We start from the raw sequence: 14267 nt of genomic DNA, 5'->3' as shown, positions 1-14267 counted from the left end.
GTTGGAACGCTAGAAGCCGCCCTTTTTCTTGAGCCACGCGTGTTCTGCAGCCGTTGTCTCGCGGCCGAGGGTAACGTTGCGATGCGGAAAGCGGCCAAACCGCTCGATCACTTCAGCATGACGGCGCGCGTATTGCAGAAAGTCTTCGACGTCCTCGTCGCCGGTTTCATCGAAGAGCGCTTGTAACAGACGCACGGCTTCGCGCTGGCTTGCCAAGGTTTCATCGTGCTCAAACGGCATGTAAGCGAAAACGCGATGATGAATCGTCGGCAATGCGAGCTCGTCGCGCGAATCAACCAGCGAACGAGCCCGCTTTAACGCTTCAGCATCACCGGCGAATGCACGCGACGTGCTGCGAAAACAATTGCGGGTGAACTGGTCGAGCAACACGATCAACGCCAGCGCGCCGAGCGGTGTCGCGGACCACGATGCAAGCCGACCTTCCAATGCTTCTTCGATCAAAGCGCCGAAGCGCTCGTGAAGCATGGCGTCGAAGCTTGCGTCCTTCTTGAACCAGGCCTTGCGCGGGTGGCCAAACTCCGCCGAATCCGGCGCACCGAACCAAACGTCGAGCACCGCTTGCGCGCGTGCGTCGAGCATCACGCGAACTCGATCACGAGACGCCGCGTGCGTGCGCTTTTCTTCTCCACCTTCGCGATCCGCAGCTCACCGATCTCGCTCGTATTGCGAACATGTGTACCGCCGCATGGCTGCAAGTCGATACCCTCGATGCGCAGCAAACGCACTCGCCCCATGCCGACCGGTGGCTTTACGCTCATCGTGCGCACAAGCTCGGGACGCTCTTCCATCTCCTGGTCGGTGATCCACTCGGTCGCCACCGGATGCGCGCCGCCAATCAGCTCGCGCAAGCGTATTTCCAGCGCCTCGCGTTCGATCGGTTCGACCGTCGCGAAATCCATGCGCGCATAGCCGCTGGTGATGCTGCAGCCATCGACGGGATACGGTAGCGCCGCGCACAGCAGATGCGTCGCTGTGTGCAGGCGCATGTGACGGTAGCGCCGCTCCCAGTCGATCCCGGCCGTCACCCGATCGCCCACTTGCAGCTTCGCGAACAGTGCTTCCTGATCCGGCGCAGGCACGTGGACGGCGTCATCGGGCGTCGCGCCTTCGAACTTGGCCTTGCGGGTATCCGCTATTTCGATGCGTGTGCCATCCGCCAGCGTCAGCGATCCGGCGTCACCGGCCTGACCGCCGCCCAGCGGATAAAACACGGTTTGATCGAGATGGATACCCAGCTCGTCGATAGCCGTGATCGACGCTTCGCAGCGCGTCAAATAGGCGTCTTCGCGAAACAACGCGCGTGTGCTCATGGAAATGTCTCCTGGTCTGCCGCTGGCTGAAAATGAACCCGCATTATGCGGGTACGCTGCAAGGCTCCTTAGCCCGGGCGATTGCGCAGCCGTTTTTTCCGAATAATACCCACTGCTAGACAATTTTAAGTCTTTGTATTTAGTCGGCCCTGCAAAATTCAGTTTGCTTGATGCACGACGCCGATCGGGGCATTTTGTGGGAGCGGGAAGGTTAGGCGCCGGAAGCGTTTCCGGTGCGCAAGCAGCGGATGCGACGGGACATTGACGATCCAATGCAGCCAGGCGAGGATAAAAAAGATGGGCCGCAGACCCAGGCGAACAATCGCCCGCAACAGCCAGCGCAGGTTGTAGCCCGTGGCGCACAGCACGGCATGCAGCGCATCGCCGGTTTGCCCTTTTAGCCAGCAACGACGCATACCGTGATCGTGCTTCACATGGCCGATGATCGGTTCAATCGCCTGCCGTCGCTTGAGCCAGCGGCGCTGCGTGCTGGTCAGCGTCCTGTGTTTTCCACGATGAATCAGGTGTACTGGTGATACCTCCGAGTCGACGCCACGAAACCCGAGATCGACCAATACGGTCTTCGGCTGCGGTGTACCGGGCAGGTCCTGCAACAGAATGGAGCTCTGTTCGAGTTGCTCGGCCAGTGTGTGGCCGTCATAGGGGTTGCCAGGGAACGCCCAGGCACCGACGATCAACCCGTGCTTCTCCGTGATCGCGAGGCTCACCTTGACGCCGAACTCGTAGGGCTGGCGTGCCTTTCCTTTCCCAATGCATTCAACTTCAGGCGCATGCAGTGCGTAGAGTTTGTTCTTGTCCTTTGGACGTTGGCGGCAAATGCGCCAGGCCCGCTCAAGCCAGACGCGCAGTTGTGGCTGCCGTTCGTCCGAAGCCCCGGACAGCTTGCGTTCGATATCGCGCAGCAACCGTCCCAAGACTGTGCGCTGACGTTTGAGTACACGACGCAGGCGCTTGAACTGCTTCGCATGTGCATCCCCGCCTGCGCGGCGCCGCAGCCGCTTGCCTTCGCGCGCGTACGTTTGCTTCAGCCCCAACCCTGCGCGTTGCGCCAACTGAACGAGTCTGGCGCGCGCCACCTCCAGCAGACGGCTGTCGGTCGGATACGCAATCGCCTTCTCTTGCACCGTGGTGTCGACAATCACGCGCTCGAATTCGACCGGCGTCACCGCCTTCATCTGCACCGCAGCCGCGATCGTCGCCGCGAGCAGCTCCTCGACACCGGCTTCGCCCAGCGCCTGCCGAAAGCGCACCAGGTTGGTCGGGTCGCACGGCAGACGCGGCTGGAAATACTCCTCGCCGCAAAAGAACTGGAAGTACACGTCCTGCGCCCAGCGCTCGCACACTGTTTCGTCACTCTCGTTGTAGGCGTGCTTCAGGTACAGCAGACCCACCATCAGCCGCATCGGCAAGCGCGGACGTCCAGCCGCACTGACGCCACCGGCAAGTTCCAGTGAGTTCGAGCCAAACAGGTCAACCGCTTCGCTCACGCGCCCATCGCGTGAGCGTCGCTCGAACAGGGGAGCAAGCGTCGTTTCGATTGAAGCCCACGACATCTTCGTTGCCAACACGGCAAGCGGGTGACGCAGATCAATCATCGCGTCCAGACGACTACGAAAGAAATCAGGCGTGCTCATTGGCGACCACTCCGAAACTCCCAGAATCTTTATCAGATCGATATTCGTTCTGGGAGTTCTCTTACTCGCCAACTAACCGCATCGTCAAGTTAGACGGGGCCTTACGCACTTCTGCAAGGCAGACTATTTAAACGACAACGCCTAACCAGGAGATTTTCCCTCTGCCACTCATCCATTGTGAAGGGAAAGAACGACCAACGCGTCGGTCGCGTGGGCGGAAACCATGTGCGCAACGCAATGGCCTCTTTAAGGATGCGACGACGGCCGGTTTGCGTGCAGTACTCTGCAGACATCTCAATGGAAGCGAACTGCGCGGTGACTCGACGGCCACCGATGCCCAAGATAGCTCGGCTCGGAAGCAAGGCGACGCTGAGTGACGCCAATATGCGCGAAATCGCAACGCAACGTCTGCGCTTCCATACCCGCCATCAAGGCGATGTGACGCAAGTTTGCGCACTTTGAAGCAGATCCCTTTTTCGCTGCAAATCGCACCGCTCCTAGCCATCTTTGGGTATAGCCTTTGCAAGAGAGCACTGCGCGTAAGTTGAGATTTTTCGTGAGCGCACAAACAGCATTTTCCCGAAGAGGCCTGCCGTGAATACTCCAGTCGCCGAATATGTTGAGTGGCTCGTCAGTCATTCGATGCTTCATCAACTCCGTACCCGCGCCCGCACATACGCCGGACAAGCCAGACTCTGGTTACACCCGTATGCCGAGTCCAGACCTCGAATAGCCTGCGCCATGTCGTCAGTGTGGTTCACGGCTTATCCCGGGGCGGTCATCACGGCACCGGGCGACTCCGTCCTTCGAACCCTCGGCAGCGATGCGCTTTGGCGCGCATTGTCCTCAATCGGTATCCAAGCTGTTCACCCCGGCCCAACAAAGCTGGCGGGTGGACTCACAGGCCAGACTTTCACGCCGTCGATTGACGGCAACTTCGACCGCATCGGTCTCGGAATCGACGCGCGCTTTGGCACCGAAGAAGAGTTCGTCGCGATGAGCAGAATGGCAGCGGCTCACAATGCAGTTGTCATCGACGACGTCATCCCATCGCACACAGGAAAGGGAGCCGACTTCCGGTTAGCCGAGATGAACTACGGCGACTATCCCGGCCTCTATCACATGGTCGAAATCAAGCCAGATGACTGGAGCATTCTTCCTGATGTTCCCGAAGGAAGAGATGCGGTCAACTTGCCGCCAAAGATTGTGGATGCACTCAAGGAGAAGTGCTACATAGTTGGACAGCTTCAACGTGTCATCTTTTTTGAGCCAGGAATCAAAGAAACTGATTGGAGCGCAACGCCTCCCGTCGTCGGGGTCGATGGCGTGCCCCGACGCTGGGTCTACCTGCACTACTTCAAAGAGGGACAGCCCTCGCTTAATTGGCTGGACCCGACCTTCGCCGCACAGCAGCTGATCATTGGGGACGCCCTCCACTGCCTCGATGTTCTTGGGGCGCGCGGGATCCGTTTGGACGCAAATGGTTTTCTGGGCATTGAGCGCCGGCCACATGGCAATGCCTGGTCCGAGAGCCATCCGCTTTCGATTACCAGCAATCAGTTGCTTGGAGGAGCAATACGTAAAGCCGGAGGCTTCAGCTTTCAGGAGCTGAATCTCACCGTCGATGACATCGCAGCGATGTCAAAAGGCGGTGCCGACCTCTCCTATGATTTCATCACGCGCCCGGCTTATCAGCATGCACTGTTGACAGGCGATACCGAGTTTCTCCGACTCATGCTGAAAACGGTGCACCAGTACGGAATAGACCCCGGATCCCTGATCCATGCGCTTCAGAATCATGATGAGCTGACACTCGAACTCGTACATTTCTGGACCTTGCATGCAAACACTACATTCACGTTTCAAGGCCAGACATGGCCTGGAAACATTCTCCGCGAACACATCCGCGAAACGATGTACGAACGCCTAAGCGGTGAACACGCCCCTTACAACCTGAGATTCGTCACAAATGGAGTTTCCTGCACGACTGCGAGCATTATCACTGCCGCGCTTAACATTCGTGAGCTGGACTCCATGACCGAGCAGGACAAGGAAAACATCCAGCAAATTCACTTGCTGCTTGCGATGTATAACGCTCTTCAACCCGGCGTCTTTGCAATCTCAGGTTGGGACCTTGTGGGCGCATTGCCATTACCCATTGCAAAGGTCGAGGAACGCATGGCAGACGGCGATACCCGGTGGATTCATCGCGGCGCCTACGACCTGACTGGTGAGAATCCGGACGCAGCCGTATCCGGAGAAGGCATCCCTAAGACAATAGCCTTATACGGCCCCCTACCCGAACAGCTGGCTAATCCCAATTCCTTTGCCTCACAACTTAAACACCTCTTATCAGTGCGCGAAGCCTATAAGATTGCTTCGAGCAAACAGATAGCCATACCCGATGTCACCTCGCCCAGCCTGCTCGTCATGGTTCATGAACTTCCTGCGGGCAAAGGCACGCAAGTGACAGCTCTTAATTTCAGCGCAAGCACTGTCGACGAATTGATATTGTTGCCAGGCGTTGCTTCTGGTCCAGTCGTCGACATGCTTGCGGAGTCCGTTGTTGGTGACCTTGAAGAGTTAGGCACACTGAGAATTTCTCTCGATGGCTACCGTGGGGTTTCGCTACGCATTGTGAGCGCCCTGCCTGGGGCAATCGTTGACGAAGACGATGAGAGATAACGCTTCCAAAGCACGGGCACGCCCCTGCATTCTCACTGACTTGAATCAAGCGGTGTTGCCCTGGCCGTACGTCTGTTCGCAAAACCCGACTGTCTAGCGCGACCCGCTGATCCGCTGATCCGCAGTCGCTGCAACAGTGCAATGAAGGAACTCACAGCTGCGCGTCAATCCGAGCAGTTGAGAGAAACTAACGAGGAAAGTATGCGATTAGCACATGTGGCATTGTGGACACGCGACATTACAACTGCCGCCGAATTCTGGCGTAAGTATTTTAATGCCGAAGTCGGACCGCTTTACCATAGCGCCCGGCGTCCTGGATTCACATCGTGCTTCATCAGGCTAACACCGGACTCGCTTCAGATTGAACTGATGACGGGGCCTTGGGTCGCCGAAAAAGCAGCTGATGAGTGCCTCGGCTGGGACCATATCGCGGTTTCGCTTGGCAATGCCGATGCTGTCGACGCGTTGGCCAAGCGTTGCGCGGCAAACGGAATCTTGTTGTCTGGCCCTCGTCGCACGGGCGATGGGTTCTATGAGGCTGTGATAGTGGCCCCCGATGGCACACGAGTCGAAATTACCAGTTAATGCCCTGCACTGACCGAAGCCAATAGTGCTCGGCCCGACCACGCCAAGGCTATCGGCTGTAAAGTTAGCATCACATTGCAAAGTCCGGGGTGACTGATAAAGCATCCCTTCATCTGAGAGCTGCATAGACGGCGTCTCGAACGTCCTGTGGAAATCGACCTCCAACACCCTCCCAGGTTGTGTTGGTCAATGACACGACTGTCAGCCTCGTTGCGGGGTCAAAAAACCAGCTGTGCCCGTACACTCCGCCCCACCCTACTGTTCCAACACGCTGCGGGGTTTTCAGCACGGAGGGGTCCATTAACACAGCCCCCATGTATCCAAATCCCCACCCATCGCCTCGCGCTCGCAGGTCCGCTCCGACTTGAGCACTGCCCATCAGGCGCGCAAGCTTTGCGTCCATGAACCCGGCGCCTTCCTTGCGTACTATCTCAAGGACCTTCAGGATGTCTAACGCTCCGCCTGCCATCCCTGCGCCACCAGACGGAAATTCTCCAACCGTATGCGCGCGACGAGGAGAGAAACGGATTGCGTTCGTCCCTTCCGGGGGCACAACTTCCGCCGGTTCGGGCATCACGGTCAGCGTTTGCAGGCTATCGACATAAGGAACCGCAAGCTCAGGTTTTGATTCAACAGTGAATGCAAGAGAGTCCAGTCCAAGCGGACCGGATATCAATGCATCGATAGCATCCGGCAGCGTACGTCCCGTCGCCCGCTCAATGATTGCACCGACGACATCAAGCGCGAGAGAGTATTGCCATGCTGTTCCTGGCTCGAACTTGAGCTTCGCTGCGGCCAGCCGCCGGAGATTCTCTTCGAGGCTCAGGCCAGAACAGTCCAACCCATCAGAAATGCCGAAACGCTCATATTCTGAGCCTGGGGGCTCCTGAAAACCATAGCTTAGCCCTGACGAATGCGACAGCAGATGGTGCAGAGTAATGTCCGGCGGCCGCCCATCTGCGAGGGACGGCCGGAAATAGGGCAACCAATCCGAGACTGGCTCGTGCAAACCAAGGACGCCAATGTCCAGGAGTTTGATCGCCGCGAGGCTGACGATTGGCTTTGTCACTGATGCCAGTCTGAAGCGCGTATCTATGTGCATCGGTATGGCAAGCGCTTGATTTGCAAAGCCCGCGGCCTCCTGCGCAATGACAACGCTCTCCAGTGCAACCAAAACTACGCCGCCGGCGATACGTTTCTCGTCGACCGCCTCGGCCAACGCACTACGCACCATTCGCCTCACTTGAATCTCGAGTTGACCCATCTCGCTCATCACGGTCCTCAGCATTGACATTGACTACTTAGACAAATACGCCAAGCGCAGATGCCGACACTGGTGTGCAATTTATCGTCCGCGCATTCAATTACAGCACCACTGCAGACTACAATTAAACAACTTCTCGGGGCGTTGCGGCCTTAACGAATTATTTTCAAGGTGGCTCTCGACGCCCCGCTCTCAGGTTCAAGGATTTATGAATTTATTCGAAGACTATCGGCAGTTTGCCAGCTCGACGCTAGACGAAACCGGCCCTATTGGCATGCGCTATTTTCGACAGCCCATCGACATTGCGCAGAAGGCCGATGCCAGCCCCGTCACGGTGGCAGATATCGAAATCGAAGCCATGATTCGAGACCGGATCGCGCGAACCTATCCCTCGCACGGCATACTCGGAGAAGAACAAGGGTCGGTCAATTTGTCGGCAGAGCTTTGCTGGGTCATTGACCCTATCGACGGCACCAAGAGCTTTATCAGTGGCATACCGCTCTGGGGAACGCTTCTCGCGTTGCTGAAGGACGCGCAACCTGTCTTTGGCATCATAGATGTCCCAGCGCTCGACGAGCGCTATGTCGCTACGCTTGGACGCCAAACCGAGCGCAACGGGGATGTCATCCGAACGAGCCATTGCGATGACCTTCGAAAGTGCAACCTGTTCGCTACTTCGCCGGACATGTTCAGCATAACGGAGTTTCAAGTGTTCGATTCTCTTAGTCGCCAGGCGCGTTTCCGGAGATACGGTGGCGATTGCTACAACTACGCGATGCTCGCGGCCGGTAACATTGATGCTGTCGTCGAGGCAGGTCTAAAGCCGTACGACTATCTTCCCGTCGTGCCAATTGTCAATGGCGCCGGAGGCCTTATGACCGATTGGAACGGCAATCCGTTGACGCCATCAAGCGATGGCCGTGTCATCGCCGCCGCCACGCCTGCGCTGCATCGCGCCCTGCTGGAAGAGACGGCAAAATTCGCTCGGACCGATATTTGACTATGCCGACTTGGGAGGCGCTTATGTTGGCAACAACGAGCCTCCCGCTTTCAATTATCGCGTGTCACACCAAAGCTGGCGGCAAACGCGTGCACAGGTCGCGCTGCGACCGGTGCACGGTTAGCGCATTCGCTTCGAAGCCAAGTCTTAGCGAAGTACGCAGCGACGGGTCAGCGCTTGGCTGTCGCAGCCGGCACAGGAGCCGCCTTGCCATAGGGCACGTCAATGTTGCCAAGGCGGCGCAGGCGGATGTTTGCCTGCTCCGCATGACCCGAGAACCCTTCAAGAATGCACAAGCGCGAGCAGTACTCGCCGACAAGTACGGACGCTTCGTCAGTGAGGATTCGCTGATAGGTACAAGTCTTCAGGAACTTGCCCACCCACAAGCCGCCCGTGAAGCGTGCAGCACCGGATGTCGGCAGCGTGTGGTTCGTGCCGATAACCTTGTCTCCATAGGCAACGTTCGTGCGGGCGCCGAGGAAAAGCGCACCGTAGTTGCGAAGACGCTTCAGGAAGAAGTCCGGGTCGCGCGTCATCACTTGCACGTGTTCTGATGCGACGCGGTCCGACTCGCGAATCACTTCTTCGTCATTTTCGCAAATGATGATTTCGCCGTAGCCTTCCCACGCCTGGCGAGCTATCTCAGCGGTGTCGAGTTGGTTCAGCAGACGCTCAACTTCCGCAAGCGTCTCTTCGCCGAGTTTCCGCGAGGTCGTAACGAGCACTGCCGGAGAAGTCGGTCCATGTTCAGCCTGGCCAAGCAGGTCCGTCGCGATAAGTTCGGCATCGACCGAGTCGTCCGCGATAACCATGGTTTCCGTCGGGCCTGCGAACAGGTCAATACCAACCTGACCAAACAGTTGACGTTTCGCTTCGGCAACGTAAGCGTTACCCGGGCCAACGATGATGTCAACTTGCGCAAATTCGCCAATCCCAAGTGCCATTGCGGTCACGGCTTGTACGCCTCCGATGCAGTAGATCTCATCGGCGCCGGCAAGATGGATTGCAGCGATAACCGGAGCGCTCAGGCGACCCTCGAAAGGAGGCGACGTCGCGATCACACGGTCCACACCCGCTACCTTCGCCGTGACAATGCCCATATGCGCCGATGCGACCAGTGGGTACTTACCACTGGGGATGTAGCAACCCACAGTCTGGACGGGAACATTTTTGTGACCAAGAATGACGCCCGGCAATGTCTCGACTTCGATGTCATGCATCGATGCCAATTGATGGCGCGCGAAGTTGCGAACTTGTTCTTGCGCGAATTTAATATCCGCGATTTCCTGCTCGGTCAGCTCGGCAATGCAGGCGTCGATTTGCTCTTGCGACAGACGAAACTGCGTCGGATTCCACTTATCGAACTTCGCGGAGTACTCGTGCAGCGCGTCATCCCCGCGCGCGGAGATGTCGGCAATCACCTCCTCGACAACGCGACGGACCTGCCTGGTGTCAGCTTCGCCAGTGGGTTGGGTGGTAGCCGACTTCAGAAAAAACGACATAATTACCCCTTATGATGCAACTCAGAATTGAGTGAATTCTTCACCGAGAAAATTCTTACTTAGCTAAGACTCTGCATTCGGAGTCCGAAATCAATGCGTGAAAAAGCGCGTCACTTTTGCAGCGCGAAACCAGTATCAGTCGAGAAAAAAGCCAGCTCAATTTCGCGAGAGACCCCGGATATGACGCACTGTGACGCTTATAAAGCGAGACGACGTTGATGCTCGCGTCAATTCATCGCCCCGACTGCCGAAACGTACCGCCCCTTCGCATCGTCAGACGGGTCTGGCTTAAGCCACACTAGCTTGTTGTGCAGCGTGCAGTTGCACATCGTTAGGACTCTGTGGCGAATGGGTTTCATGCCGCGCCACCATCACTTCGACCAGGGCGGGTCCGGTGCTATCAAGCGCACGCCGGAACACCCCCTCCAATTGAGAAGCATGTTCGACGCGCCATGCATCAAGTCCAAAGCTTCTTGCGATCTCCGAGAATGCAAGTGAGTAGGGGCGCCCGTCCGGCAAGGAGAATTCACCCATGGTCCGCCGTACCCCAAGCGAACCGACTGCACCCGATACAAATTCCGGCCCACTTTGATTGAAGACTACGAAAACCACAGGAATGGAATGCATGACACTAACCGCCATTTCCTGCATCGATTGAAGAAAATCGCTATCTTCAACCACACATACCACTTGCCTCGCAGGCATCGCGAGCTTGGCGCCTATGGCAGCAGGAACAGCCCAACCACCGGCCGCAGAGGCTCCCGGCGACAGGAAGGTACGCGGAACATAGACGGGGAAATGCTCACGCGCGATATGCGCAAGAGCGCCTGACCCAATGACCGCAATTGCGTCGCGATAGAGCACCTTGCGGAGTTCAAGGAAAGGCCGCGGCGCGCTTATCAAGGTTTCGTGCGCTCCAGACTTGCTGGCGACCGCATTTAGCCATTGCCCACGCAGCTCCCGCATGAGTTCAATGAATGCCTGTCTTCTTGCGCCGGTAGCACGCTTCAGTTTTCCGTTCAATGCGGACTTGAGGTCGGCTAGTGCACTTTTCGCGTCGGCAACAATGCCGACCTCGACGGGGCAGCATTTCCCGATCTCGTCTCTCTCGACATCAATCTGGATAAGCTTTTTCCCGGCCAGTTCGGATACGCTCCACCGACCGCCATCGATGTCGGGCAGGTCCGATAGACGGCTGCCCACAGCGACAATGACATCGGCCTTGCCCAAGAGCGCGGTTGCACAGCCGTTTCCCGCCGAGCCAACGGATCCGGCATTGAGGTCGTGGTCGTCAGGGATTGCTCCAATGCCGTTACCCGCAACCAGCACTGGCGCCAAAAGGGCTTCGGCCAATTCTTTGAGTTCGGATGTAGCGTCCGCAGCCACGACTCCGCCACCCGCAAGAATGATAGGACGCTCTGCGCTCGCAAGCAGACTGGCTGCCCGCTCAAAGAGCGCGGGGTCCCCTTGCAGCCCTACCTGCGCGAGTCGGTTCTGAAGAGACTCAGAGTGCACGTGGTCCGTGTGCTTCTGAATTTCCAGAGGAACCTCGAGATGGACGGGCCCCGGCCTCGCCCCCAGCACGCTAGCAAAAGCATGATGCATTGCTTGCGAGAGCTCCGAGAAAGCGCGCACCTTCCAGGACCGTTTGAGGCCGCCGCATGCTGAATCTGCGTCCCATCCTGAGGCGGGCTGCGTCGAGCTGGTTGAGCCGGTGGTCGTGTCATCGCTAACCCGGTCTCCAGTGACCAGGAGCACCCCACAGGAATCAGACAGGCAATTCGAAAGCGCCGCAGAGGCGATAAAAATTCCGGTTTTTGCAGGAAGCACGACAGCCATCGCACTACCACATGCACGGAAGTAACCGTCCGCCATATGGACCGCACTCTGCTCGTTCACGACCCTGATAAAGGGAACGCTAGCGCCTGGTGTATTGAGACCCTCAAGAACCCCACTATTTCCATTGCCGGGCACACCAGCGACATATCGCACCCCGTACGCGCGCAATGCCTTCGCGATAACCTGGCCGCCTGTTAACTTCACTCGACACTCCCGATATTTTGACGCACGAAAGGCCATGACGCATTCACTCACGCTACGCCCTCGCGCACCAGTATTCGCGCTAAAAAAAGCCAATTCAATTTCGCACCGGACCGATTCGCGACGCACATCGACGCACTTCGACGCACTGAGCGCATCACCCGCATCCGACGGACTCAACAACCCCTACGTTGCCTCCTCCGTCGGACACCAACTCCATCAGCTGACGCATGACGCTACACTTTTATCAACCCCGTACGGCACCGCTTAGCGAGAATCCACCTTTGAAATAACGCGACATCACGAAGTAGAGGGCGATGACGGGCATCGAGTAAACAATGGAGAAAGCGGCAATTTGTCCGTACCGAATCGTGGCAGAGCCGATAAAGCTGTAGATCGCGATGGGTGCGGGTTGGCTCGATTGGTCAGCAATCAGTACGATCGGAATGAGGAAGTTGCCCCAGGCATTGACGAAGCTGAAGATGGCTGCAGATGCAATGCCCGGCATGGCCAGCGGAACGATGATCGAGCGAAGAATGCGGAAGGTGCCCGCCTGCTCCATGCAGGCTGCCTCTTCAAGGTCTTGCGGAATCGCGTCAATAGTGTTCTTGATGAGATAGATGGCGAACGGCAGCGACGTGACGCCCAAAAGTACCGCTGTCGGGACCATGGAAAGCATGTCGTACCGCGCGAACATCTTGTACACCGGCACGATAAGAATCGTAATGGGCACGCCCGACAGGAACAGGATACCGAGCAGAATGGGGCCTTTCCATGGAATACGATGCCGCGAAAACGAGTAGGCGGCCAAGGTTCCTGCTCCCGTCGAAACGATTGCCGCTATGGTTGAAACAATCACACTGTTCCAGAGTGCTTGCGCGTTTCCGTGCGACAGAGCATCGACGAAATTGTCTAAAGTCAGCGTCGGTAGCTGAATTTGCCAACCCGCGTGTTTGTCGACGGCGCCCACCGCAAGCCACAAGACAGGGATCACGAAATACGCGCCGATAAGCAACAAAATGACGTTTGCTAATAGCCTGCCGGACACCGGTTCGGCCCGTCGCTTGACCCGCGCGGCAGGAGGCGCGGAGTCTCCCGTCATCTTTTGAGCAGACAGTTCCATTCTGTGTTCCTTCATGATGCTGGTTCCAACAGGTTAGGCGGACATGGCCTTCAGCTTGTTCTTGCGAACTTGCCCCGGGCGGTATTGGCGAGCGATGAGCACGAAGGCCAATCCAAGCGCCGACGAGAGCAGCACAATCACGTTTCCAAGAAGCGCGCTGTACCCCAATCTATGGAATTTGAAGCCTTGCAAATATGAGTAGATGGGCAGGATATTGGTCTGATTGTCGGGCCCCCCGCCGGTCATCAAATAAACCAGCGTGAAGTTCGCAAAGGTCAAGAGCGTCATCAGGAGCGCGGACATCAAGATGGTCGGCTTGAGCATCGGTAGCGTCAGGCGGAACAGTCTCTGCGTCGCACTCGCGTTCTCAAGTATCGCCGCCTCGACCATCTCGGTCGGAATGCTCCGCAAAGCGGCCGAGAACATAATCATCGATAGCCCGGCAAGCGACCAGACATTGGCAATAGACACCACCAGCATCGGGTAGGCGTAAAGCAAGTCGTGATTTGTATCGCCCAGGATGCGCGGGAATGTACCGCCGCTCGTCGTTGCTGCGTACCAGATGACGGCAATCGTAATAGGCGGCAGGTTCCACGCGAGAATAGCCATCCCAGAAACCGCCCTGCCGACCACGCCGCTTGCCTTTTGCATCAGCAGTGCGAGCGCGAGCCCGAGAACCGTTGCGCCAAACGCACCTGAACCGACAACAAACACCACGGTTTGCCAGAGCGAACTCGTGAAGACGTCGTCGCTCAGCAGCTTCCGGACATTCTCAAGCCCAGTGAACCAAGTAACTTCTCAATAACCCGGGGCGAGCACCACGCGCCGTGCTGTGTTATTTGATCTGCGCACGCGGTCGAGGTAGCCGATAGCTTCGTTGCGTGCGCTCATGATTGCGCTTGTAAACTGCGGATGACGATGTTAACGTTTGTCGCACCAACATCATTTGATCCGCACTCGTGACTCTTCCAAAAAAATTCTCACTACCCGACATCGCTCGAGAGGGACTAACGCCGTCGGAGCTTGAAGTGCTAGCGTGGGTAGAGAAACTGACGGACATCGCTAATGACTTGCAGGATGAG

General features: G+C 57.3%; 11 protein-coding genes. 3 read left to right on the top strand and 8 right to left on the bottom strand.

Going from position 1 to position 14267, the window contains the following annotated elements; translation table 11 throughout:
* Nucleotides 1–9: 9 nt before the first annotated feature.
* The 3 genes from BSU04_RS35595 to BSU04_RS35585 all read right to left on the bottom strand — a co-directional run bounded on the left by BSU04_RS35595 (nt 10) and on the right by BSU04_RS35585 (nt 2986).
* Nucleotides 10–600 (bottom strand): DUF924 family protein, encoded by a 591-nt coding sequence (locus BSU04_RS35595; RefSeq protein WP_089164933.1) that lies wholly within the window; start codon nt 598–600, stop codon nt 10–12.
* Entirely contained in the window at nt 600–1331 is a 732-nt protein-coding gene (locus BSU04_RS35590) for an alanyl-tRNA editing protein (RefSeq protein ID WP_089164932.1), read from the bottom strand. Before BSU04_RS35590 ends, BSU04_RS35595 begins: the two co-directional genes overlap by 1 nt.
* Before the next feature lie 158 nt (nt 1332–1489).
* The gene (locus BSU04_RS35585) at nt 1490–2986 is read right to left on the bottom strand and encodes an IS5 family transposase (protein WP_256983708.1); all 1497 of its coding nucleotides are present in this window, start codon (nt 2984–2986) and stop codon (nt 1490–1492) included.
* Between the two features lie 594 nt (nt 2987–3580).
* Between BSU04_RS35585 and treS the strand changes: the two genes are divergently transcribed.
* Both treS and BSU04_RS35575 read left to right on the top strand, forming a co-directional pair.
* A complete protein-coding gene (gene treS, locus BSU04_RS35580; protein WP_089164931.1) occupies nt 3581–5671 on the top strand; it encodes a maltose alpha-D-glucosyltransferase in 2091 nt (696 codons plus the stop codon).
* A gap of 141 nt (nt 5672–5812) precedes the next feature.
* Entirely contained in the window at nt 5813–6256 is a 444-nt protein-coding gene (locus tag BSU04_RS35575) for a VOC family protein (protein WP_256983707.1), read from the top strand.
* A 109-nt stretch (nt 6257–6365) separates the two neighbouring features.
* On the opposite strand, the gene BSU04_RS35570 is transcribed toward BSU04_RS35575, so the two are convergent.
* Nucleotides 6366–7475 carry a serine hydrolase domain-containing protein gene (locus BSU04_RS35570; RefSeq protein WP_218827397.1) on the bottom strand — a complete coding sequence of 370 codons (1110 nt, stop codon included), beginning with the start codon at nt 7473–7475 and terminating at the stop codon, nt 6366–6368.
* 253 nt (nt 7476–7728) lie between these two features.
* Between BSU04_RS35570 and BSU04_RS35565 the strand changes: the two genes are divergently transcribed.
* On the top strand, nt 7729–8520 hold the full coding sequence (locus BSU04_RS35565) for an inositol monophosphatase family protein (protein WP_089164929.1): 792 nt from the start codon (nt 7729–7731) through the stop codon (nt 8518–8520).
* A 170-nt stretch (nt 8521–8690) separates the two neighbouring features.
* Here BSU04_RS35565 and hisD read toward each other — a convergent pair whose 3' ends face one another.
* The 4 genes from hisD to BSU04_RS35545 form a co-directional block, all read right to left on the bottom strand.
* Entirely contained in the window at nt 8691–10022 is a 1332-nt protein-coding gene (gene hisD, locus BSU04_RS35560) for a histidinol dehydrogenase (RefSeq protein ID WP_089164928.1), read from the bottom strand.
* 288 nt (nt 10023–10310) lie between these two features.
* Nucleotides 10311–12101: a thiamine pyrophosphate-binding protein gene (locus BSU04_RS35555; protein ID WP_089164927.1), complete on the bottom strand. Its 1791-nt coding sequence runs from the start codon at nt 12099–12101 to the stop codon at nt 10311–10313.
* Between the two features lie 208 nt (nt 12102–12309).
* A complete protein-coding gene (locus BSU04_RS35550) occupies nt 12310–13185 on the bottom strand; it encodes a carbohydrate ABC transporter permease (RefSeq protein ID WP_218827396.1) in 876 nt (291 codons plus the stop codon).
* Nucleotides 13186–13218: 33 nt separating this feature from the next.
* Nucleotides 13219–13902, bottom strand: a complete 684-nt coding sequence (locus tag BSU04_RS35545; protein ID WP_218827395.1) for a carbohydrate ABC transporter permease — start codon at nt 13900–13902, stop codon at nt 13219–13221.
* Nucleotides 13903–14267: the final 365 nt, after the last annotated feature.

Source organism: Caballeronia sordidicola, assembly GCF_002220365.1.
Lineage (GTDB): Bacteria > Pseudomonadota > Gammaproteobacteria > Burkholderiales > Burkholderiaceae > Caballeronia > Caballeronia sordidicola_C.
This window is presented reverse-complemented; position numbering and strand designations above follow the sequence as displayed.